The following is a 23,455-nucleotide window of genomic DNA, read 5'->3' on the forward strand; positions in this document are numbered from 1 at the left end:
TTACGTGGCTCACAGTATCCAGCGCAGTGTACGAGCCAAGTCCGAACCCTCGAAAGATAGTTTCCATGGCTCACACTGCAACGAATCCCGAAACCGATCTTGCCTCCGAACTAAGGGCAGACGTCCGCCGCGTGTCCACCCTGCTGGGCGAATCCCTGGTCCGCCAGCACGGTCCGGAACTCCTTGACCTGGTGGAGCAGGTCCGCCTCCTCACCAAGGAATCCAAGGAAGCCGCCCGCGGCGGCGCCGACGCCACCGGCCCCTGGAGCGCGCACGACGTCGTTGCCCAGGTCCGCGAACTCCTGGGTTCCCTGCCGATTGAGCAGGCCACCGACCTGGTCCGTGCCTTCGCCTTCTACTTCCACCTGGCCAACGCCGCCGAACAGGTCCATCGGGTGCGCGGGCTGCGCACCCGGGCGGAAAAGGACGGCTGGCTGGCCAAGACCGTGGCCGACATCGCCGGGCAGGCAGGACCGGCCGTCCTCCAGGAGGTGGTGAACGGGCTGGACGTCCGCCCCATCTTCACCGCCCACCCCACCGAAGCGTCCCGGCGCTCCGTGCTGGACAAGATCCGCAAGATTTCCGACGTCCTGGCCCAGCCCACCGCCGAGGGCACCACGGGGCGGCGCCGGCAGGACCGGCAGTTGGCCGAAATCATCGACCAGATGTGGCAGACCGACGAACTGCGCCAGGTCCGCCCCACCCCGGTGGACGAGGCCCGCAACGCCATCTACTACCTGGGCAGCATCCTCACCGACGCAATGCCGGAAATGCTCACCGAACTCTCGGACCTGCTCGGCGAGCACGGCGTCAGCCTCGCGTCCCAGGAAGCGCCCATCCGCTTCGGCTCCTGGATCGGCGGTGACCGGGACGGCAACCCCAACGTCACCGCGGCCGTAACCCGGGAAATCCTGCAGATCCAGAACCAGCACGCGGTCCGGATCAGCATCGGCATGATCGACGAACTGATCTCCATCCTCTCCAACTCCACTGCGCTCGCCGGAGCGGACCAGGAACTGCTGGATTCCATCGACGCGGACCTGAAGAAGCTGCCGGGCCTGGACAAGCGCGTCCTGGAGCTCAACGCCCAGGAGCCCTACCGGCTGAAGCTCACGTGCATCAAGGCCAAACTCATCAACACGGGCAAGCGGGTAGCTGCCGACTCCAACCACGAGCACGGCCGCGATTACAACGGGACCGCCGAACTCCTTGCGGACCTGGAGCTGGTGGAACTCTCGCTCCGGAACCACTCGGCGTCGCTGGCTGCCGACGGCGCCCTGGCCAGGGTTCGCCGGGCCATCGCCTCCTTCGGCCTGCACCTCGCCACCCTGGACATCCGTGAACACGCGGACCACCACCATGACGCCGTGGGCCAGCTGATGGACCGCCTGGGCGGGCCGGGCGTGCGCTACGCCGAGCTCAGCCGCGAGCAGCGCTTCGAAGTGCTCGGTTCCGAACTCGCCTCGCGCCGGCCGCTGTCCGGCCACCCGATCAAGCTCGACGGCGCCGCTGACGGCACGTACGACGTCTTCCGTGAGATCCGCCGCGCCTTGCGCACCTACGGCCCGGACGTCATCGAAACGTACATCATCTCCATGACCCGCGGTGCGGACGATGTCCTGGCGGCCGCGGTCCTGGCCCGGGAAGCCGGCCTGGTCAACCTTTTCGGTGAGAAGCCCTACGCCAAGATCGGGTTCGCGCCGCTGCTGGAGACGGTGGAGGAGCTGCGCGCCTCGGCGGAGATCGTGGACCAGCTCCTGTCCGATCCCTCCTACCGGGAACTCGTGCGACTCCGCGGCGACGTCCAGGAGGTCATGCTGGGCTACTCGGACTCCAACAAGGAATCCGGCGTGATGACCAGCCAGTGGGAAATCCACAAGACCCAGCGGAAGCTGCGGGACATCGCCGCCAAGCACGGCGTCCGCGTCCGCCTGTTCCACGGCCGCGGCGGTTCCGTGGGCCGGGGCGGCGGCCCCACCTACGACGCCATCCTGGCCCAGCCCAACGGCGTCCTGGAAGGCGAAATCAAGTTCACGGAGCAGGGCGAGGTCATCTCGGACAAGTACTCGCTGCCCGAGCTCGCCCGCGAAAACCTCGAGCTGTCCCTGGCCGCCGTGCTGCAGGGCTCGGCCCTGCACCGGGACCCGCGGACCTCCGCCGACCAGCGCGAACGGTACGGGCACGTGATGGAGACCATCTCCGATGCCGCCTTCAACCGGTACCGGCACCTCATTGACGATCCCGACCTGCCCGCCTACTTCCTCGCGTCCACCCCGGTGGAACAGCTGGGCTCACTCAACATCGGCTCCCGCCCGTCCAAGCGCCCGGATTCCGGGGCCGGCCTGGGCGGCCTGCGCGCCATCCCGTGGGTATTCGGCTGGACCCAGTCCCGCCAGATCGTGCCCGGCTGGTTCGGCGTCGGCTCCGGCCTCAAAGCTGCCCGCGAGGCCGGCAACTCGGCGCAGCTGGTGGAGATGTGGGACAACTGGCACTTCTTCCGCTCGGTGCTTTCCAACGTGGAGATGACCCTGGCCAAGACGGACATGGACATCGCCGGTTACTACGTGTCCACCCTGGTTCCCGAGGAGCTGCACCGGATCTTCCGGACCATTCGCGAGGAATACGAGCTGACCGTGGCCGAGGTGCAGAACCTGACCGGCGAGAACCTGCTCCTGGACGCCCAGCCCACGCTCAAGCGGTCCTTGGAAATCCGGGACCAGTACCTGGACCCGATCAGCTACCTGCAGGTGGAACTCCTCCGCCGCGTCCGGACCGAAGCGGCGGAGAAGGCGGAGGGCATCAGCGGGGCGGAGATCGACGAACGCCTCCAGCGGGCCATGCTCATCACTGTCAACGGCGTAGCTGCCGGCCTGCGCAACACCGGCTAACCCCGGACGCTCTCTCACTTAACGTCGGTTTCCCATCAACGCTCTCTCCCTCGTGAACTGCTCCCCGGAAGTTGGACTGAGTAATTCAGTTTCGACTTCCGGGGAGCAGTTTTTATGGGTGCACGTAGTTCTTTGTCTGAGGTCCAGCGTGAGGCGGCGGTAGCGTGGTTTGAGAAGGGTGTTGGGTATCGGGCTGCGGCTCGTTTGCTTGATGCGCCGTGGGTGCCGGTCAGGGCACTGTATGGGCGGTGGAGGATTCAGGGGCAAGGAGTGCTGGTGAGCAAACCGGCGAAGTCGTACTCGTTTGAGTTCAAGCTGGCGTTGGTGGAGCGGTTCCTCGCGGGTGAGACCGGCCCGGACCTGGCTGTGGAGGCCGGTTTGTCCTCGCGTCAGTTGCTGCAAAAGTGGGTCCGGGCGTATCGCCGTGATGGTGCGGAGGGATTGCGTCCCAAGGCCAAGGGCAGGCCTGCGAAGTCCGCGGCTCCACCTGAACGGGTCGAGTTATCCGAACTGGAACGGTTGCGGCGGGAGAACGAGCGGCTCCGCGCGGAGGTGGCGTATCTGGGAAAACTGCGGGCCTTGAGGGATCAGGAACGACGGTGAAGGTCCAGTCCGTCGTTTCCCTCAAGGCTGACTACCCTCTCCCGGTCCTGCTGGAGATCGCGGGCCTGGCCCGCTCGACGTTCTTCTATCACCAGGCCCGTCTTCAGGTCCCGGACCCGAAAGAGAAACTCAAAGCGGCCGTCACGGAGATCTTTGAGACGAACCATGGCCGGTACGGGCACCGGCGGATCCATGCGGAGCTACTCAAGCAAGGGTGGACGGTTGCGAAGAAGACCGTGCTGAAACTGATGCGCTCACTGCAGCTGCTCTGCAGGATCCGGCGCCGGAAGCGCTACAACTCTTACCAAGGCGAACAGGGCAGGATTGCCCCGAACCTGCTGAACCGGCAGTTCCAGGCCGATGCCCCGAACCAGAAGTGGGTGACCGACGTGACCGAATTCAGCGTCGGGGACCGCAAGCTCTACCTTTCCCCGGTGATGGACCTCTTCGACCGGCAGATCATTTCCCATGCCATCAGCACGTCCCCGAACCTGGCTCTGACGAACGCTTCGCTGAAGGAGGCTCTGGCCTGCCTCGAGCCCGGCCAGCAGCCACTGGTGCATTCGGACAGTGAGACTGTCGGAACCGGTATTCCCTGAGGATCCTTGACTCGCAGGGTGATGGATGCGACAGGATGCTGGTGCCGGGTGCGCCCAGGGTTCTTGACCCTCACTCCGATCGACAGCTGTGTCTTTCCCCGGATCTGTCAGTCCCCAGGCGTACCCAGTGAGGCGCTAGGCCTCGCCGCCGGAGTGACCTAAGGAGAGCCTGCGCCAAGTGTGCTCATCACTGTCTTGTCCGCCGGTGGTCGATGCCCGGGGCCGTGCCCCTTGCACATCGGATGGACCGGAGGAAAACGACATGACCAGAACGCCCGAAACCAGCGAGCCGGACCAGGCACCGACGCCCGTCTTCGCCGGCGTCGACACGCACAAAGAACTCCACGTCGCCGCCGTCATCGATGCCGGCGAGACAGTGCTGGGCACTAAGAGCTTCCCGACAACACGCACCGGCTACCGGGCAATGCTCGCCTGGATCGGCGATTTCGGTGACTTGGCCCGGATCGGTGTCGAGGGCACCGGATCCTATGGTGCCGGCCTGACCCGACACCTTGCCAAAGCCGGTGTCATGATCCTTGAGGTCGACCGGCCCGACCGGTCTGACCGCCGCCGTAAAGGCAAGGACGACGATCTGGACGCAATCAATGCAGCCCGCGCCGCACTGCATGGCCGACGCACCAGCATCCCAAAAAGCAAGGACGGCGCCGTCGAAGCTCTGCGCGTGCTGCGCATCACCCGCGCGCACGCGGTCCGGGAGCGCCGCAGCGCCCTGCAACTCCTTCGGATGTCGATCGTCTCCGCGCCGGAGGTGCTTCGCGACCAAGTCCGCCACCTGACCCGGATGCAGCTCATCCGCACCCTCGCTGCATGGCGGCCGGACGTATCAAACGCGACCGACCCCATCACCGCCTACCGGGTCTCGATGAAGTCCCTGGCCCGCCGCTACCTGGAACTCACCGACGAGATAACCGACCTGGACGAGCTCATCAACCCCATCGTCCAAGCCCTCGCACCCCAACTCCTCGAACGCGTCGGAATCGGCATCGAAGTCGCTGGACAGTTCCTCGTAACGGCCGGTGACAACCCCGAGCGGATGAAATCCGAAGCCGCATTCGCGATGCTCTGCGGCGCTTCACCCCTACCCGCGTCCTCCGGAATGACACAACGGCACCGACTCAACCGCGGCGGCGACCGCCAAGCCAACCGCGCCCTGCACCTCGCCGTCATCAGCCGGATCAGGCTCGACCCGAGAACGCAGACGTACGTCGCGAAAAAGACCGCCGAGGGGCACTCCAAGATGGAGATCATCCGCTGCCTGAAGCGATACCTCGCCCGAGAGGTCTACTTCATCCTCAACCCCGGCCACCAGCACATCGTCCCGAACACCAGGCAACACCGAAACGCCGCTTGACACTTAGGAGAGCATCCAAGGCATCCAATACCAGCACCTCACTTGGCGGACGCTTCTCAAGGCCGCCGGCGCTGTCCAGTCGATGTCCCGCAAGGGCAACTGCCACGACTGCGAGCATCGTGACTGCGCCACCACCTGGGGTCTGACCCTTGCTTATGACCGGCCCTGCGGGTGCCCTCGCGTTGACGTGTCGGCCCCGGGTGGTGGCGTTCACCAGGCTGCTGGCCGGGTGGGCAGTGACCTGATAGGAGCCTGACTCGACCAGGGCCTCATCGCAGTCCTGTCCGCCCACTCCGGCCAGCTGAGCCATGGACAGCCCGCCCGGAAAGTGCGAGAGAGGATCCACAGCCCGATGCCCAGCATGCAGCTTCGGCGTGACGATGTCATCGTCGGCGTCGACACCCACAAGGACAACCACGTAGCGGTCGCGATCGACGGCTTTGGCGGCCGGCTCGGCGACATCGTCGTGCCCACCACCATCGCCGGGTTTGAGGAGCTCCTCGCCTTCTGTCTGGCCTTCGTCGGGTCGGCCGGTCGGCTGATCGGGTTCGGCGTCGAGGGCACCGGCTCCTACGGGGTCGGCTTGGCGCGCTACCTGCGCAACCACGGTCACGACGTCCACGAGATCGCCCGCCCAGCACGGGCCGCGGAACGTCGACTCGCAGGGAAGAACGACACCATCGATGCCGAGCACGCTGCACGCCAGCTACTGGCTGGGCACGGGCTGTCGACACCCAAGACCGCCGACGGCGCGGTCGAAACGATCAGGCTGGTCAAGATCGCCTACGACGGTGCCGTTCAAGCGCGGACAACCGCGATGATCACGCTCAAGGCGACCCTCGCGACCGGGAGCGAGGCGTTGCGGGCGGAGCTGGAGACGCTCACCGACCACAAGCTGATCCTCGCGTGCGCGGCGCTGGAGGGTCCGACTCCACTGCCGCCCGTGCGCCGTGGCGCACCTGCCGTTGTTGTGCCGGGCGACCCGGATGTGGCGATGCGACACGTGCTGTCCTCGATGGCGAAGCGTTGGCTGGCGCTGCACGAGGAGGCCAAGGCTCACGCCGCATCACTGAAGGCACTCACTGCGGCCGCTGCGCCCCAGCTCGTCGAGGCCGTCGGCGTCGGCTACGACACTGCGGCACAGATGCTGATCACCGCCGGCGACAACGCCAACCGGATCAAGTCCGAGGCAGCGTTTGCCAAGATGTGTGGCGCGTGCCCGATCCCGGCTGGATCCGGCAAGACCAACAGCCGGCACCGTCTGTACCGCGGCGGGAACCGGCAGGCCAACGCCGCGCTGTATCGCGTGGTCATCGTGCGCATGCGCTGGCATCAGCCGACGATCGACTACGTGGCCCGTCGCACCGCCGAGGGCATGTCGAAGCGGGAGATCATCCGGTGCCTGAAGCGGTACCTCGCTCGCGAGCTCTTCCGCCTGCTGCCGGCCCCGGACGCCATCGCCAAGCCCGTTAATGGAGAGCTCGAAATCGCGGCCTGATCGACTTGACGATCTATAGGAGCATCAACGCAGTGATGGAGAACTTCTTTGGCCACCTCAAGGAAGAACTCTTCCACCGCGTCCGGTTCATCAGCACCGACGCACTGGCAACGGCACTGAACGAGTACATCCACTGGTACAACAACGAAAGAATCTCCACAAAGCTCAAGGGTCTGAGCCCGGTCCAATACCGGGCCCAGACCCTCGCAGCCTAGAATCCCATTTAACCAGTCCAACTAACGGGGACCAGTTCACTCGGGAGAGAGCGTTGGCTATTTTCCGACATCAAGTGAGCGAGCGTCTGGGTAGGGTAGACGGCATGCCTTCGTTCCAGACCCGCCTCAAGATCACCGGGCTTCGGCCGGGCCACCCGCCCGAAGCAGTCATGGATACTGCCCTGGAGGTACTCGCAAGCAGGCACCACGTGGAGGCCCACCAACTGCAGATTTCCGGCGGCGTGCCCCAGCTGAACCTGCGTTTCCTCGTCGAAGCCACGGAAGACCGCGGTGAGAACCAGCAGGCGCGCGAATCGGCAGCGATGATGCGCGACGCCGTCGAAGGTGTTGCGCTGACCGGAACGCTCACGGTGCTGCGCCGCAGCCGCGGCAAATGGCTGCCCGTTTAGCCTCCCCTAGGACACCGGCGGTCCCGGTTCCTCTACTACCGGCGAGGGGTTCCCGCGCCTGCGGGTGGCGATAATGCCCACGGTGGCTCCGATCACCAGGCCCAGCGCCACGCCGATGAGCGAACTGGCCCAGAACGGAAGCCCGGTGGTTGAACCGGTGAAGTAGCCCAGGCCCACCAGCCAGCATGCCCACAGCACGGCGCCGATGCCGGCGCACAGGCTGAAACCGGGGACCGAAACATTGGCGATACCGGCCGCCGCTGAAGTTGCCAGGCGTCCGCCGGGAATGAACCTGGCGCCGATGATGGTGCCGTAGGTGGACGAACGGCCGGCCTTGGCGATCGCGTCGTGGATGCCGCGGTGCACGCGGCGGCCCCACCTCCACCGGTCCAGCACGTGGCTGAGCCGCCGCCGGAAGAGCTGGAAAACCACCAGGTCGCCGATCCACGAGGCGAGGGCGGAGAGGAACCCCACCACGAGCACGTTGGTACGGCCGTCCGCGGACAGGGCTCCGGCGGTGATCACCACCATTTCGGACGGAACAAGGGGAAAGATGGCATCGCCGAGGACTACGGGGATGATCCAGAAATAGATGGCCGTCCCCCAGCTGTCTGCGCTGCCGAAGTCCATGGCCACAAGGTACCGCAGAATTGGGCGCCCGGACCCCGAGGATTATCACAAATCCGCCCCCAGGCAGCAGGCTCCTGGGGAGCCTCACCGATGGACGAATCCGGCAACTAGTCCGCTGAGCTGGTCCGACGGCGGAACACCGAGTTCGTCCTGCAGCCGGGATGCGAACATCCTGTAAGCCCTGACTGCGGCGGCCCTGTTTCCCGCTGCCAGGTGGGCCTGGACCAGCAGCAGGTGGGCTGACTCGCCAAGCGGTTCGATGCTGGTGGCGGACAAGGCCGCGGTGACAGCCCTGCCCGGTTCGCCTGCTGCCAGGTGTTGGCGCGCCATGAGTTCCAGGGTGCTCAGGCGTAACTGCCGCAACCTTTCCTGTTCGAAGATCACCCAATCGTCGTACCAGCCCGGGAGCAGGTCCGCGCGGCTCAGGTGGTCCAGGTAGCTGTCCGGAACCTGCAGGTGCGGTTGGGTCTGGATCGTGGCAACGTGCTGCTGCAGCGCGCTGACGTCCACGCGGACAGAGTCATCAAGCGCCAGGGTGTCAGCCCCTGTACTGAGCAAGTGCGGGAAGGCGCGGGAAATGCACCACACGGCGGTGCGGAGATTGCCGGCCGCCTGGGATTCGCTGCTTTTCGGCCAGAGCAGGCCCGCGAGGAAACTCCGGTGCCGGCACCCCAGCAGCCCCAGGCATGCAATGAGTCGTTGTTCCCGGCTGGCCACCGCTACCGCGGTTTCACCGCGGTGCAACCGCCAGGCCCCCAGCAGACTTAAGTGCCACTCCTGATTGAGAGCCACCGTCATGCCTATCCCCTCATGCGGCCGGATAACTACCCGATCCCCCCAAGACCATGGTGGCACTCAGGCATACCATGTCAAGGGAGTTTAGTAACCCCGGCTTGCGGATTTTATATACCGGAAAGGGCGTCCGCATTCTGGTCCTGCAAAGCCACCTGCACTTCCCGGGTTTCCGGGTCGGGCGCAATAGCCCCGAAACAGCAGAAGAGGTCAGTCGCCTGCGGTGCCGGCCGCGGATTCCAGCTGGTCCAGCCAGCGGCGCACCGCCATGAGTATGCCGTCAGCATCAGCGGCGGTTTCCATCAGTTCCTGGGCCTGGCCTGCCTGGGTGGAAATCAGACGTGCCCGAAGGGGGTGGTCCTGCGCGGGTTCAACCCAGGCGCGAATTACCATCGTGCCTTCAATTTCGGCCATGAAAAGGCGCCTGCTTTCGTTTGTCTGCAATTTCCGGTGTAAATCGGGAATACCACCCCGGGCAGCACCATCCTAGGCACAACACATTCATCGCCCAAGTCACAAGGGGCAAAAGGCACTTTTGCAACAACGCAAAAATGATGCTCCAGTAACGGGACCGCCACGGGGCCCCGCGTTGACTGTTGGTGACACGTGGAAAGGGGGTGATTCACATGATGAAGGAACTCACAATGCAGGAACTGGAAGCCCAGGGCGTCGAACTGTTGCCCTCGCGGGAGACCCTGTTCCTGGATTGTCAACGGCCATTAGGAATTGCCCACAGGTGGCCAGTATTTCTGCCCGCTGGTGGCCAGTAGAACTGCCCAGTGGTGGCCAGCTGGTTTGCCCGCATTCGGGGTGAGGGTGCTGGCCACCGGTTTGGGGTTTAGTTCAGTGGCATGACGCCCTTTCCGGCCAGGGCCTGGGTGAGGCGGATGGAATCGCCAGTTGTTTGGCAGACGTGGGCGTGGTGCAGGAGCCGGTCGACGGTCGCGGTGGCGAGGGTTTTGGGCATGAGCTCGTCGAAGCCAGCGGGGTGGAGATTCGAGGAGACCGCGACGGCGCGTTTTTCGTAGGCTGCGTCGACGACCCGATAGAGGCCTTCGGCGGCGTCGGTGGCCACGGCGAGGAGACCGATGTCGTCGACGACGACCAAATCTGCGCGCAGGATCCTGGCCACGGCCCGGGTGACGGTGTCGTCGGCCCGGTGCGAGCGAATGAGGGCGCCGAGGTCCTCGAGGGTGAACCACGCGACCCGCATCCCATCTTCGACGGCCTGCTGGCCGAGGGCCTCGAGGAAGAAGGTCTTCCCTGTTCCGGAGGGTCCGCAGACGACGAGGTTTTCTTTCCGGTGGATCCATTCCAGGGTGCGCAGGGCCTGCTGGGTCGGCGCCGGGATGGATGACGCGGCTTCGTCCCAGAGGGCGAACGTTTTGCCCGTGGGGAATCCTGCGGCTTCGCGCCGGGTGGCGAGCATCGAGCGGGCCCTGCCCTTGGTTTCCTCGGCGAGGAGGGCTTTGATGACTTCGGCCGGTTCCCAGCGCTGGGCGCGGGCGGTGGCCAGCACGTCCGGGGCGATGGCGCGGGCGTGGGGCATTTTCAGTTGCCGCATGAGTGCCTCAAGGTCGGCGGGCAGGGCCGGGGCGGTGGTGTTCGCGGTCATGATGCTCATCGGGTGCCCTCCCCGACGCCGGTGGTGCCGAGGCCGGCCCAGCCGGCGGTGCCCTGGGTCAGGGACTTATCCTCCGCGGCGGTGCGCAGCCCGGTGCGGGTTCCGCCCGCGTTCAGCAAGGACGCGAGGTCTCCATGCGCGAAGCGGTGGTGGATCGCGGCGACGCCGAGGGCCTTATCGACCTCGTCGGTCCCGGCGATCTTGGCCAGCGCGACCGCCTCGGCCATCTTCACGTTGATCCGTTGCGCTCCGGCCGCGGCGGCCTCGAGCAGCCAGGTCCGCGCGCCGGCGCCGATGCCCAGGAATTCGGCTTCCGCCTTAGAACGGGGCACGGGTTTGTAGTCGCCGGGCACCTTCTGCTGATGGTCCGGGAAGTGGGCGTCCAGGATCGCCGGGGAACCCGGCCGGGCAAGTGCGTGACGGGCGACCTCGACCGGCCCGCCGGCACCGACATGCACGATCACGACCTGCGCGTCCGGCCCGGTCCCGTGGAACCGGGCGAACACCTCGGCCCCGAGCAGATGGGCAGGCACGGAGTACTGGGCGTTTTCAAACGAGACCATGGGCGTGTTGTCCGGCACCCGCCGCCCGACCCCATAAGCGAGGGTATGCGCGGTCTCCGGGACGCGGTGCAGGGAGGAGGCTTCCTCGGCGAGCATATCGACAGGGCGGCGGCGGGTGGTCCGGTGCTCGCGCGTGTTGACCTGGTCCATGAACTCCGCGCAGGCCGCCTCGAGCTCAGCGAACGAGGCATAGGTGTTTCGCAGGTTGGTGTCTTTGGGCACCAGGTCTGCCTTGGCGATCTTCACGGACAATTCGACCCCGCCTTGGAAGCCGGGTCCGCCGGCTGGCAGGTGAGCACCTCGACGGAGTAGTGCCTAGCGAACGCCAGCGTCTGCTGGTTCCTCACCGGCACCCCGGCCACATGCATGGTGGTGACGGTCTTCTCGTTATCGGTCAGCACATACGTCGGCGCGCCGCCAAGCAGCCGGAACGACCGGTCCAGGGCGGTGAAAACGCTCGGCGCCGTCCGGTCACGCAGCGGGATCACGATGCGGAACCTGGACCAGGCCAGCCACGCGACGAACAGCACGGTTTTGACTCCATCGATGACCGGCCCGTCACCGAAATCGTACTGAAGCCAGGCGCCCGGCTCCGTGATCCAGGGACGGTGGACCCGCTTGTTCCCGCGCCGGTAAGCCTCTTTGACCTGGGAGACGGCCCGGCGGGTCGAGCGGTCCGAACCCCGGTAGCCCATCACGACGAGCTTGGCATGGACAACATCGGCGCGGATCCGGCCCTTGGACTTTTCGACCCATTCCTCGATCTTCGGCAACCACGCATCGATGACCCTGGGCCGGTCGGACACGGCCCCCGGTGCACGCCCGGCATCACGGGCCTGCACGAGCCGGTCGACAGTGTGGTGGGAACAACCCGACAGCTCGGCTGCAGCGCGCAGCGACTTGGTCAGATCATAAGCAGCAAGAATTTTCACGGTTTCTACGGCATCCTTCATTCAGGGCCTCTTCCTGTCAGCGGATTCGATTCGACACCGAAATCCAAACGGGAAGAGGCCCCCGCCGTCTCACGACACGGCGGGATCAGCGAACAATGCGGGCAAACCAAACGGCCACAACTGGGCAGAACTCATGGCCATACGTGGGCAGTCCCGGTGGCCATCAGCGGGCAATTCCATGACCATCTACGGGCAGTTTTTCATGGCCGCTAACACTGGATGCCAACTGGGCAGGTGTATACGCGGCCAACACGTCCGCCGCACTGAACGCAGCATCGCTGTTCTCCACGGCGCACAGCATGGCCTCCCAGAACATCGCTGTCCTCCAGCATTAACTTCGTCCATCACAAAAATGTCTGGACCTGGGAATGCCCGGGGGAGAGGTGAGGTGCCATGACGGCATCAACCACGCTGTTACCGGCGGAGCTCGACGCTGAAGTTGCGGAGCTGCTTCCGATGAGGGAAACGCTTTGCATGAACATCAACGTCTCTCCCGTAATTGCCGTGAACCTGTCGATGGCCATCAACGCCGGCTCCATCGGCTCTATTGCGAACTCGGCAGCTCTGCAGGACATCCTGGTCCTCCAGGAGTAGCTGCGCCTGTTCACACACGGTGGGCATGCCCCGGGCGTGCCCACCGTCCCAACCCGTTCAACCCTTGGTGGGAACGTGACAACTGCACCCGACGGGGCCCTTCCGCGCCACTGGTCGATTTCGCCGGGCCTTGTTTTCCTGGGCCCGGTGGAGGGTTCAGGGCTCAAGAACTCCAGCTACCTGCTCCAGCGCGGGGACGGGCAGGTGGTCCAGCTTTCGGAGCTGCTCCATCTGGTGATGACGTCGCTCTCCCCGGAGAAGTCCGCCGCCGAGGTGGCGCGGCAGGTCAGTGACGCGTACGGGCGGGAACTGGGTGCCGGCGGCCTCCAGCACCTTGTTGATACCCGGCTGGCGCCGATGGGCCTTGTGGTCGAAAAGACCGCCCACGAAAAGCCGGGCCAACAACAGCCATTACCCACGGCGAACCCGTTGCTGGCCCTGCGCCTGAAAGGGACGCTCCTGCCGGAACGGGCGGTGAACGCGCTTGCGCGAATCCTCGCGCCCCTTTTCTGGGCCCCGGTTGTGGCCATCGTCCTGGCCGCTCTGGCCGTAGTGGATTCCCTGGTGATTGCCAGGGGCGACTTCCTGGCGTCCCTCGAGCAGGTGCTGCTCACCCCCGCACTGATTCTTGGCATCTTTGCCCTGCTCACCGCGGGGGCCGTGATCCACGAACTGGGCCACGCCGCTGCCTGCCGGTACGGGGGCGCCAGGCCCGGCGTGATCGGCGTCGGCCTTTACCTCGTCTTCCCCGCCTTCTTTACCAATGTCACCGACTCCTACCGCTTGGGCCGGGCCGGCAGGATCCGCACTGACCTGGGCGGCCTGTACTTCAACTGCCTCTGCCTGATCGGCCTGGGCGGCGCCTACCTGCTGACCGGGCAAGGGTTCTTCCTGCTCGCGGCGGCCCTGATGCACCTCGAGATGATCCAGCAGCTGGTGCCGACGCTGCGCTTCGACGGCTATTTCGTGCTGGCCGACATCGCCGGCGTGCCTGATCTCTTCAACCGGATCCGTCCCGTCCTGCTGAGCCTTGTCCCCGGCCGGCCCATGGATCCAATGGTGGCCGGGCTGCGCCCCTTCGCGCGGCGGATCGTTACCGCCTGGGTGGTCACCGTGGTGCCCCTCCTGGTCCTGGCCCTGGGCTGGATGCTCGCGAACCTGCCCCTGATCATCGGGCAGACAGGCGCCGCTGTGGGGCATCATGCGCAGCTCGCCAGCCATTCCCTTGCGGCCGGTGACGCGCTCGCCGTCGTCCTTTCCATTTTTTCCATCCTGATGCTGTCCCTGCCGGTGCTCGGCCTGGGCATGGTGCTGTACCGCCTGCTGTCCGGTCTCCCCGCCCTGCTCCTGCGCCTTGGCAGGCGTGCAGTGGGTGGACGGGGCAGCCGCGCCGAACAGTCCCGGCAGGCTGGGCAGAATCCCGAACCGTCACAGAAAGCAGAGTCCGCCATGGCCATCGCAGTCCCGCCCGCGGTTTCCCCCGACGACGGCGTCCCCACCCTCCAGGATTTCCTCGCCGACAGGCCTGCGCCGCCGTCGGCGCTGGCAGAGGACGGCTGGCAGGGCGCCGTCCGCAGGCTGAGCCGCAACTCAATTTGCCCGGCCCCGGGACGGCGCGAGCGCCGGCACCTGGACGCGGTCGACGCTGTCCAGCGAAGGCTGGACGGTCCCCGCACCGTGGTGGTGGTCAACCCCAAGGGTGGCGCCCATAAAACCACTGCAACGCTCCTACTGGCCGCCACGTTGGGAATCCTGCGCGGCGGTTACACGCTTGCCTGGGACAACAACGAGACGCGGGGCACCCTCGGATGGCGGGCGCCGCTGGCCGGCCACACCAGCACGGCGGTTGATCTCATGCGCGAGGTGGACCGCTTCGCGGACCCTGTCCTGGGGCGGATCGGGGACCTGGACCGTTTTGTCCGCTACCAGGGCTCCGCGCAGTTCGACGTCCTCGCCTCGGACGAGGACGCTGCCGGGGCCGCAACCATTGGAGCCCGGGAGTTCGAACAGCTGCACACCGCGTTGCGCCGGTTCTACCGGATCATCGTGGTGGATACCGGGAACAACATGCGTTCCTCAAACTGGGAAGCCGCGGTGGATGCGGCGGACGAGCTGGTGATTGTTTCGACTGTCCGCGAAGATACGGTGGCCAGTGCCGTCTGGCTGGTGGACGGGCTGCGCGAGCGCGGCTTCCAGGCGAAGGTGGGGAACGCAGTAACCCTGCTCGCGGCCCCGTCCCGGCAGACCGACCTGCAGCTGCTGGCCCGGACGCGGCAGCACTTCGCCAGCGTGACCCGGGAGGTCCTGGAGGTTCCATACGACAGGTCCCTGGTTTCGGGCGGACCCTTGAACTACAAGGCCCTGCTCCCCACTACCCGCGAAGCGTGGCTGCATGCCTCGGCCGCCGTGATGCGCGGACTGTGAGCAGCCTTACGGGGTGCTGGCGCGTACTGCCTCTCCCAGTTCCAACCCGCTGCGGTACTCCACCGGCTTGCCGGTGATGGGGTCGACGAAACGGATACCGCGCGCCAGGAGTTGAAGGGGCTTCCCGTAGTCGTCCGGAGCCTTGTCCAGCAGCTCCGGGTAGAAGGCGTCGTTGATGATGCCCAGTCCGAGGGAAGCCATGTGCACCCGCAGCTGGTGGGTCTTGCCGGTGTGCGGCTCCAGCCGGTAGCGGGCCAGCCTGGCCGGATCGCCTGGCGCTGCAGCGGCGCCGGCGGCACCCAAGGAGGTGCCGGCGTCGAACGTTTCCAGCCGTTCTATCCGCGTTTCCGCGTTCGGTTCACCGTCAACCACCTCAGCGAGGAGATAGCTGCGGGACTTGGTCATCCGGTTGCGGACCACCACGGGAAAGTCGACGGCGGCGTGCCCGGGCGCGGGCTCGGCGGCCGAGACGCACTCGTATTCCTTCTGGACCTGGCGCTTTTCGAACAGCACCTGGTACTTGCCCCGGGTCTGCGGGTTGGTGGAGAAGAGCAGGACCCCGGCCGTCATCCGGTCCAGCCGGTGCATGGGGATCAGGTCCGGCAGTTCGAGCTGGTTGCGCAGCCGCACCAGGGCTGACTCCTGGATGTAGGTGCCGCCCGGGGTGGTGGGAAGGAAGTGGGGCTTATCCACCACCAGCAGGTGGTGGTCCTGGTGCAGGATGCTGATCTCCACCGGAATGCGCGTTTCCGGCGGAAGGCTCCGGTAGTACCAGATGAAGGTGTGGTCCTGCAGGGGAGTGCTGCGGTCCAGGGGGATGCCGCCCTCGCCAACGATCTCGCCGGCGTCGAACCTGTCCTCGATGCCCTGCGGATCGATGTGGCCCCAGCGGTGCATCATGTAATCCATCGCGGTGTCCCACGGGCCCTCCTCCGGAAGGCGCAGCCGGGTGGCGTTCACGCCGTCGCGCACGGGAAGGGGGGATTGCATCACGCCTCCATCCTACCGGCGGGGACGGCCCGGCCTGCCGGTCGTCCGACGATAAAAAAGTTCTTGACAATAAAATTTGTCGGTAGTGATACTGGATCCATGTTGGAAATAGCGGTCATCGAGGATGCGGCCACGGCGGAGGTTTCGCTGGACCCGATCCGCACGCAGATCCTGCGGGAACTGGTCCATCCGGGATCGGCCACCCAGCTCGCCGTGCGGTTGGGGTTGCCCCGGCAGAAGGTCAATTACCACCTCAAGGCCCTGGAAAACCACGGCCTGGTGGAGCTGGTGGAGGAGCGGCGCAAGGGCAACGTCACCGAGCGCATCCTCCAGGCCACCGCTTCCTCCTACCTCATCTCGCCCCAGGCGCTGGCCTCGGTGTCACCCGATCCCGGCCGGTTTTCCAACCATTTCTCAGCCTTCTGGCTGCTGGCGCTTGCCGGCCGGATGGTCCAGGAGCTGGGAAAACTGATCGCCGGTGCGGTGGCTGCCCGCCAGAAGCTGGCCACGTTCGCCGTGGACGGCGAGGTCACCTTCCGGAGCGCCGCTGACCGTGCGGCTTTCGCGGAAGAGCTCGGCGTGGAAGTCACCCGGCTGGTTGACAAATACCACGACGGCGGGGCGCCGCGCGGGCGCCGGCACCGGCTGGTGGTGGCGCTGCACCCCGCCCTCAAAACAGGCAAGGAAACCACGAAAAACCCTCCAGGCAAGGAGCAGGACAATGATTGAAAACCGCAACTTCGAAATCGTCTACGACACCGAGCTGCCGGGCACTCCCGAGCGGGTGTGGGAGGCGGTCACCACCGGAACCCCCGGGTGGATGTTTCCCACGGACCAGTGGCCGGACGTCAAAACCGTCCAGGAATACCCCACGCACCTGGTGTCCCGGATGGAGGGACCGGACGGCTGGTTCAACCAGCTCGAGCACGTGCTGGAGCCGCTCGACGGCGGCCGCGCCCGCCTGCACTACGTCCACAGCGGCATCTTCGCGGACAACTGGGACGAGCAGTACGACGGCGCATGCCGCCACACAGAGTTCTACCTCCACACGCTGGGCCAGTACCTGCAACATTTCGACGGCAAACCTGTAGTGTTCACAGACATCCAGGGCCCGGACGCGTCCCAGGCGCCAGACGGCTTCACACGGCTCCGCGCGGCTTTGGGTTTGGAGTCCGCGGGGCAGGGTTCGCAGGTGGACGTAGAGCTCGACGGCGTGGGGCGGCTGGCAGGTGAGGTGGACTTCTCGAATGAGAACTTCCTGGGCGTGCGCACCGCCGATGCGATGTACCGGTTCTTTGGCCGGAACGCCTGGGGCGCTCCGGTGGGGATGACCGTGCACGACTTCAGCGGCGCCGGAGACTCCGAAACCACTGCGAAGGCGTGGGGCGGCTTCCTTTCGCGGGTGTACGCCTAAGCCTGGCTGCCGGTGTCCGCAAGGAGCGGCTGGCACGTGGGGCAGAAGTAGATGTCCCGTTCCTCGTCACCATTGGACTTGCCCAGGACTCCGCGCCGGATGGGTGTCCCGCACTTGAGGCATGGCTGGTGTTCGCGGCGGTACACCCAGTAGCCGGGCCGGCCTGCCATTCTCCCCACCGGCAGGCCGCGGGCGTTGAGGATGGTGACGCGGCGGCCGGGACCAAGGTTGACCTCCAGCAACTGCTTGGCGTCGGTCATCATGGTCCGCAGGTCGGGGACGGCGGACACGGGCGAGGCGGGGTGGACCCCGGACAGGAAGCAGGCCTCGCACCGGTAGATGTTGCCGATCCCGGCGAGGTTGCGCTGGTCCAGCAATGCCACGCCCACGGGAACCTCCGGGGCGGCGCGGACCCGGCGTTCCGCCTCGTCCAGGTCCCAGTCCGGTCCCAGCAGGTCCGGGCCCAGGAAGCCCACAATGGAATCCTCGTCCGCGGTTGCCACCACTTCCACGAGGCCCAGGGAGAATCCGACGGCGTCCGCCACCGGCGTGCGCAGCACGCACCGGGCGGTGAATCCCGGTTTCCGCCACCTCCCGCCCGGCGGGTAGACCTGCCAGGTCCCCTCCATCTTCAGGTGGGAGTGGATGGTGAGTTTCTTCCCGTCAGGCCCCACCACGCGCATCAGCAGGTGCTTGCCGCAAGGAACCACCTCGGCCACCGTCCAGCCGGCCAGGTTCAGGGTGGCGAACCGGGGGACACGGAAATCGGAAGCGACCAGTTTCTGCCCTGCCAGGGCCTGGTGCAGCTGGTTGGCCGCGCGCCAGACGGAATCCCCCTCAGGCACGGATCCTCAGTCCTTTCGGGGTGGAGTAGGCGCCGGCGGAGCTGAGCGCCGCAGCCACGGGGGTGTCAAGAATTCCGTGGCCGTTCACCTTTTCCATGATGAGCTTGTCCACCGCGCCGCGGGTCACCACGCCCACCAGGGCCGTGCCCGCTGCCGCGAGGACGGCCTGGTCGTCGCTGAATGCCAGCAGTGTCTTGCCGCCCCGCTCCACGTAGAGGACCAGCGCACCGTCCACCAGTACCACCAGGGCACCTGCTTTCCGGCCGGGTCGGTGCCCGGTGCCGGCGTCGTCCTGGAGTGCGGGCCAGGGGAGGGCGGCGCCGTACGGGTTGGCCGGGTCCGTGGCGGCGAGGGCAAGGGCAACGGGTTCCGGTTTGGCCAGCTGGGCGTCCTCCGAGTAGGACCGGAGCCGGTCAACGGTGGCCGGAACAGCGAACTGCGCCGCGCCCAGGTGCTCGATGAAGTAGCCGCGGCGGCAACGCCCTGCCTCCTCCAGCCGGGCGAGGACTTTGTACATCAGGCCAAAACCGCCCAGGATTTGTTCCGCCATGACGGAGCCCCTGGTGACCACGCCATAGCGGTCCAGCAGCAACTCGGCGGTGGCGCGGGCATGAATGGTGGGGTCCAGTTCCGGCTGGGGCAAGGCGGACCAGCGGCCGGCGGCCATCGGGGGAGTGGCCGCAGCACCTCCCGATGCGCCGTATCGGCCGCCCGCCAGCCCCGGCGATCCCATGAGCCCGGTCCCGTGGGAACGGCCCAGCCTGCTCAACCGCGGAGCCCTCGCCCGCGGGGCCCTCGCCACCTGCCGGTGTGCCGTGTGTCCGCCGGCGATCAGCGCACGGACCGGCGCAAAAGTATCGCCGGTGATCCGGCCCGCCCAGGCCAGGTCCCACAGGGCGGTGACCACTTCCTGGTCGCTGAGGACCGAGTCCATGCCGCCGGCCACCTCGGTGAGCTGCCGGAAGAAGTAGCCGCCGCCGTTGGTCCGCAAATGGTCCAGCAGCCGCTCCTGGGCATCCCCGGGTTCATAGTCGATGGCGGGGTTCAGGGTCAGCTCCGCGGAATCGGCAAGGTGCAGGCTGATCCAGCCGTCATTCCCGGGCAGGGCTCCGGCACCGGACCAGAGCACCTCTCCGGCGGCCATGAGTTCGTCCAGCATGGCCGGCTGGTAGTTCGAAACCCGTCCGGCCAGGACCAACGGCTCCCAGGCCGACGCCGGAATAGGGACACCGGAGAGCTGGTCCACGGCAGTGATGATGCCGTCGAGCCCGCGCAGGGAGGGCTGCCCGCGCCCGCCGCCAGGAGTCCTGACATGCTGCCAGGCCGGCAGGAACCGGCCATAGGCGGCCGCGTCGACGGGCTCCACTTCGGCCCGCAGGGCTGCAAGCGAACGACGGCGGAGCTTGCGCAGGACTTCGGCGTCGCACCATTCGCTGGCCAGCGCGTGCTGGGGCAGGTTGGCCGGCGGCTCTGCCGCCGCCGGCTGGGTACCGTCTTCGGCGCTGCTTCCGGTTTCCGGAGGCGCCGGATGCGGACGGAACTCGCCCTCCACCACGCGCCCGTCCGCCGCCAGCCGCTTGAGGGCCGTGCCCACCACCGCCACGCCCAGGCCAAGCCGCGCTGCTGCTTCGGCGGCAGTGAAGGGCCCATGGGTCCTTGCGTAGCGCGAAACCAGGTCGTCCAAGGGGTCCGCCACGGGTTCGATGAAGGCGAGCGGGACGCCCATGGGCAAGGGTACGCCGATGGCGTCGCGGAGCCGCGCGGCGTCCTCAACAGCCGCAAACCGTTCGGCCCCGCCGATGTTGACCTTGATGGCGCGGTTGGCGCGCTGCAGTGCGACGAGGTGGGCTTCGGCTTGGGCAGGTTCGGCGTGCGTTTCGTGCACGGGCTCGGTTTCCACAGGCTCAACCACCGGTCCCGGTTCAGGCGCCGCGGCTGGTTCGAGCCGTTCCGCCACCTCCTCCGGTGCCAAGGGGCCCAGGAGCCGGAGCAGGTCGGCGACCCCCTCCACTCCACGCACCCGCCGGTCCGGCGCCAGGCGCTGCAGTTCGCGCTCGGTGGCTTCGATGACCTTGGCGTCCAGCAGTTCACGCAGTTCAACGCGCCCCAGCAGCTCGTTGAGGAGGGTGGAATCCAGGGCAAGCGCGGCAGCCCGGCGCTCCGCCAGCGGGGAATCGCCCTCGTACAGGAACTGCGCCACGTACCCGAACAGGAGGGACTTGGCGAACGGGGACGGCTGGGACGTAGTGGTCTGCACGATCCTCAATTCGCGCCGTTCCACGGACGCTGCGATGTCTTTTAGCGCAGGGAGGTCGTAGACATCCTGCAGGCACTCGCGGACCGTTTCGAGCACGATGGGAAACGTAGGGTACTTCCGTGCGACGTCCAGCAGCTGCGCCGAACGCTGCCGTTGCTGCCACAGCGGCTGCCGCTTGCCGGGTGTCTGGCGCGGCAGCAGCAGGGCGCGGGCGGCGCACTCCCGGAACCGTGACGCGAACAGCGCACTGCCGCCCACTTCCGCGGTGACGATCTGCTCCAGTTCCTCGGGGTCGAACAGGAAAAGCTCGGCTCCCGGTGGCTCGTCCTCCATCATGGGCACGCGGAGGACAATCCCGTCGTCGGCGGCCATGGCGGAGCCGTCCAGCCCATACCGCTGGTGGAGCCGCTGCCCCACGGCGAGTGCCCAGGGTGCGTGCACCGGCATGCCGAAGGGGCTGTGCAGGATCACCCGCCAGTCGCCCAGCTCATCATGGAACCTCTCCACCACCAGGGTGGTGTCGCTGGGAACCACCTCGGTGGCGAGTTTTTGTTCGCTGAGGTACTGGATGAGGTTGTTGGCTGCGAACTCGTCCAGCCCGCTGGCTTTGCAACGTTCGGTGGCAGGGCCGACGTCGGACGCTGACAGTTCGCGGACAAAGGCGCCCAGGGCGCGCCCCAGGTCCACGGGGCGGCCCAGCGAATCGCCCTTCCAGAAGGGAAGCTTCCCCGGCTGGCCGAACGCGGGGGAGACCAGCACGCGGTCGTGCGTGATGTCCTCGATTTTCCAGCTGGTGGCGCCCAGGGCAAAGACGTCCCCCACCCGGGATTCGTACACCATTTCCTCGTCCAGCTCGCCCACGCGCCGTCCGCCCTTGGGGGCAGGGGAGGGCTTGCCGTCCGCGGACGGGGACGAGGACCCCTCCACTTCCGTGCCGATGATATAGACGCCGAACAGGCCGCGGTCCGGTATGGTGCCGCCGGAGGTCACGGCCAGGCGCTGGGCGCCTGGCCTGCCTTCGATGGTGCCCGCATTGCGGTCCCAGATGATGCGGGGCCGGAGCTCGGCGAATTCGTCGGACGGGTAGCGGCCGGCCAGCAGGTCAAGGGTCGCTTCGAACGCTGAGCGGGGGAGCGAGGCGAAGGGGGCGGAACGCCGCACGGTGGCGAACCATTCCTCAACGTCGATGCTGCCCAAAGCGGTGGCAGCGACAGTCTGCTGGGCCAGGATGTCCAGGGGGTTGGCAGGGATGCTGAGCCGCTCGATCTTGCCGTCCAGCATCCGTTCCACCGTGATGGCGGTATGCACCAGGTCCGCGCGGTGCTTGGGGAAGAGCACGCCCTGGGAGACTTCCCCCACCTGGTGCCCCGCCCGGCCCACCCGCTGGAGGCCGCTGGCCACGGACGGCGGCGACTCCACCTGCACCACCAGGTCCACGGCGCCCATGTCGATGCCAAGTTCCAGGGACGAAGTGGCCACCACGCACCGCAGCCGGCCGGATTTCAGGTCGTCCTCGATCAGCGCCCGCTGGTCCTTCGAGACAGAGCCGTGGTGCGCCCGCGCGAGTACGGGATCCGCGCCCGCCGAACTTCCTGCCTGCGCCATCATGTGCGCGGGCGTGGCTGTGGACGCGGGAACTCCCGGTGGCGGCACGCCCGGTCCCGGGGCGGCTGCAGCTTCCAGCCCTCCCGGGACCGGATCGTCCCAGCCACCGCCCACAGCCACCAGCTGCCGTTCCGCATAGATTTCATTGAGCCGTGCCGTGAGCCGCTCGGACAGGCGGCGGGAGTTGGCAAACACGATGGTGGACTGGTTGGCGAGCACCAGGTCCACGATCTTCTCTTCCACGTGCGGCCAGATGGAGGCCTGCGGCTGCAGCCCGGAAGCCGGGCCGGAGTCGAAGGCGCCGGCTGCGCCCTGGAGATCGGACATGTCCTCCACCGGGACCGAGACCGTCAGGTCCCAGTTCTTTTTTGCGGGCGGGGCAACGATCTCCACCGGGGCCGAACCGGCCAGGAACTGTGCCACGAGGTCCTTGGGTTCCACGGTTGCGGACAGGCCGATGCGCTGGGCCGGCGCGGGCAGCAGGGCATCCAGCCGTTCGAGTGAGACGGCCAGGTGGGCGCCGCGCTTGGTGCCGGCCACTGCGTGGACTTCATCGATGATGATGGTGTCCACCCCGGCCAGGGTCTCCCGGGCTTTTGAGGTGAGCATCAGGAACAGCGATTCGGGGGTGGTGATGAGGATGTCCGGCGGGTTGCTCAGCAGGGCGCGCCGGTCCGCCGCGGTGGTGTCGCCGGAGCGCACGCCCACGGTGATGAGGGGTGCCGGCAGCCCGAGCCGCTTGGCGGTCTGGGTGATGCCGATCAGCGGCGAGCGCAGGTTCCGTTCCACGTCCACGCCCAGGGCCTTCAAGGGGGAGATGTAGAGGACGCGGGTGGCGCGCTTGGGCCTCCGGACCCGCCTGCCCTTGGCTGGGGCATTCGAGTCCGGCTGCTGCACGTCCGGCGCTTCCGCAGCTGAAATAAGAAGCCGGTCCAACGCCCACAGGAACGCGGCCAGCGTCTTTCCGGAACCGGTGGGAGCCACCACCAGGGCATGGGCGCCGGAGGAAATCGCCCGCCAGGCGCCCTCCTGTGCCGGAGTAGGTTCGGTGAAGGCGCCAAGGAACCAGTCGCGCGTGGGCCGGCTGAACTGGGCCATGGGCCCGGCGGGCTGTTCCGGGTTCATGCCTCCATCATGCCCCAGACCACCGACAGTAGAGCCGGCCCGCCCGCTGTCCCG

Annotated in this window: 17 protein-coding genes and 2 pseudogenes; 11 read left to right on the forward strand and 8 right to left on the reverse strand. The window is 66.9% G+C overall.

The window, feature by feature from the left end; genetic code table 11:
- Positions 1 to 65: 65 nt before the first annotated feature.
- From ppc to ASPHE3_RS03190, 7 genes and pseudogenes are all read left to right on the forward strand, one after another.
- Entirely contained in the window at positions 66 to 2,888 is a 2,823-nt protein-coding gene (ppc, locus tag ASPHE3_RS03160; protein WP_013599788.1) for a phosphoenolpyruvate carboxylase, read from the forward strand.
- A 276-nt stretch (positions 2,889 to 3,164) separates the two neighbouring features.
- Entirely contained in the window at positions 3,165 to 3,491 is a 327-nt protein-coding gene (locus tag ASPHE3_RS03165) for a helix-turn-helix domain-containing protein (RefSeq protein WP_167536972.1), read from the forward strand.
- Positions 3,488 to 4,090 carry an IS3 family transposase gene (locus ASPHE3_RS03170; protein ID WP_013599790.1) on the forward strand — a complete coding sequence of 201 codons (603 nt, stop codon included), beginning with the start codon at positions 3,488 to 3,490 and terminating at the stop codon, positions 4,088 to 4,090. Before ASPHE3_RS03165 ends, ASPHE3_RS03170 begins: the two co-directional genes overlap by 4 nt.
- A 262-nt stretch (positions 4,091 to 4,352) precedes the next feature.
- Entirely contained in the window at positions 4,353 to 5,462 is a 1,110-nt protein-coding gene (locus tag ASPHE3_RS03175; protein ID WP_013599791.1) for an IS110 family RNA-guided transposase, read from the forward strand.
- A gap of 352 nt (positions 5,463 to 5,814) precedes the next feature.
- Positions 5,815 to 6,960, forward strand: coding sequence for an IS110 family RNA-guided transposase (locus tag ASPHE3_RS03180; RefSeq protein WP_013599792.1), 1,146 nt, complete (start codon positions 5,815 to 5,817; stop codon positions 6,958 to 6,960).
- 26 nt (positions 6,961 to 6,986) lie between these two features.
- A pseudogene (locus ASPHE3_RS03185) lies at positions 6,987 to 7,175 on the forward strand (IS3 family transposase); the annotation flags it as partial.
- Between the two features lie 104 nt (positions 7,176 to 7,279).
- A complete protein-coding gene (locus tag ASPHE3_RS03190; RefSeq protein ID WP_013599794.1) occupies positions 7,280 to 7,585 on the forward strand; it encodes a hypothetical protein in 306 nt (101 codons plus the stop codon).
- Positions 7,586 to 7,591: 6 nt separating this feature from the next.
- Here the strand turns inward: ASPHE3_RS03190 and ASPHE3_RS03195 are convergent, their stop codons facing one another.
- From ASPHE3_RS03195 to istA, 5 genes and pseudogenes are all read right to left on the reverse strand, one after another.
- Positions 7,592 to 8,215: a DedA family protein gene (locus ASPHE3_RS03195; protein ID WP_013599795.1), complete on the reverse strand. Its 624-nt coding sequence runs from the start codon at positions 8,213 to 8,215 to the stop codon at positions 7,592 to 7,594.
- Positions 8,216 to 8,299: 84 nt separating this feature from the next.
- The gene (locus tag ASPHE3_RS03200) at positions 8,300 to 9,013 is read right to left on the reverse strand and encodes an AfsR/SARP family transcriptional regulator (RefSeq protein WP_013599796.1); all 714 of its coding nucleotides are present in this window, start codon (positions 9,011 to 9,013) and stop codon (positions 8,300 to 8,302) included.
- Between the two features lie 204 nt (positions 9,014 to 9,217).
- Positions 9,218 to 9,421, reverse strand: coding sequence for a hypothetical protein (locus ASPHE3_RS03205; RefSeq protein ID WP_013599797.1), 204 nt, complete (start codon positions 9,419 to 9,421; stop codon positions 9,218 to 9,220).
- Positions 9,422 to 9,845: 424 nt separating this feature from the next.
- Positions 9,846 to 10,631, reverse strand: a complete 786-nt coding sequence (gene istB, locus ASPHE3_RS03210) for an IS21-like element helper ATPase IstB (RefSeq protein ID WP_013599799.1) — start codon at positions 10,629 to 10,631, stop codon at positions 9,846 to 9,848.
- Positions 10,628 to 12,147: pseudogene (istA, locus tag ASPHE3_RS22810) on the reverse strand (IS21 family transposase). Before istA ends, istB begins: the two are co-directional and overlap by 4 nt.
- A gap of 393 nt (positions 12,148 to 12,540) precedes the next feature.
- Here istA and ASPHE3_RS03220 point away from each other — a divergent pair.
- Positions 12,541 to 12,741 (forward strand): hypothetical protein, encoded by a 201-nt coding sequence (locus tag ASPHE3_RS03220; RefSeq protein WP_013599803.1) that lies wholly within the window; start codon positions 12,541 to 12,543, stop codon positions 12,739 to 12,741.
- Between the two features lie 75 nt (positions 12,742 to 12,816).
- A complete protein-coding gene (locus ASPHE3_RS21175) occupies positions 12,817 to 15,165 on the forward strand; it encodes a chromosome partitioning ATPase (RefSeq protein WP_013599804.1) in 2,349 nt (782 codons plus the stop codon).
- A 6-nt stretch (positions 15,166 to 15,171) separates the two neighbouring features.
- On the opposite strand, the gene ASPHE3_RS03235 is transcribed toward ASPHE3_RS21175, so the two are convergent.
- On the reverse strand, positions 15,172 to 16,155 hold the full coding sequence (locus tag ASPHE3_RS03235) for an RluA family pseudouridine synthase (RefSeq protein ID WP_013599805.1): 984 nt from the start codon (positions 16,153 to 16,155) through the stop codon (positions 15,172 to 15,174).
- Between the two features lie 99 nt (positions 16,156 to 16,254).
- Between ASPHE3_RS03235 and ASPHE3_RS03240 the strand changes: the two genes are divergently transcribed.
- Both ASPHE3_RS03240 and ASPHE3_RS03245 read left to right on the forward strand, forming a co-directional pair.
- Complete coding sequence (locus tag ASPHE3_RS03240; protein ID WP_013599806.1) at positions 16,255 to 16,884, forward strand: winged helix-turn-helix domain-containing protein; 630 nt, start codon at positions 16,255 to 16,257, stop codon at positions 16,882 to 16,884.
- Complete coding sequence (locus ASPHE3_RS03245) at positions 16,877 to 17,569, forward strand: SRPBCC family protein (RefSeq protein WP_013599807.1); 693 nt, start codon at positions 16,877 to 16,879, stop codon at positions 17,567 to 17,569. Before ASPHE3_RS03240 ends, ASPHE3_RS03245 begins: the two co-directional genes overlap by 8 nt.
- Here ASPHE3_RS03245 and ASPHE3_RS03250 read toward each other — a convergent pair.
- Complete coding sequence (locus ASPHE3_RS03250) at positions 17,566 to 18,414, reverse strand: DNA-formamidopyrimidine glycosylase family protein (protein WP_013599808.1); 849 nt, start codon at positions 18,412 to 18,414, stop codon at positions 17,566 to 17,568. The two genes, ASPHE3_RS03245 and ASPHE3_RS03250, sit on opposite strands and share 4 nt — an antisense overlap.
- Positions 18,407 to 23,401, reverse strand: coding sequence for an ATP-dependent helicase (locus tag ASPHE3_RS03255; RefSeq protein WP_013599809.1), 4,995 nt, complete (start codon positions 23,399 to 23,401; stop codon positions 18,407 to 18,409). Before ASPHE3_RS03255 ends, ASPHE3_RS03250 begins: the two co-directional genes overlap by 8 nt.
- Between the last annotated feature and the right edge of the window lie 54 nt (positions 23,402 to 23,455).

It is taken from the genome of Pseudarthrobacter phenanthrenivorans Sphe3 (assembly GCF_000189535.1).
Classification (GTDB): Bacteria; Actinomycetota; Actinomycetes; order Actinomycetales; family Micrococcaceae; genus Arthrobacter; species Arthrobacter phenanthrenivorans.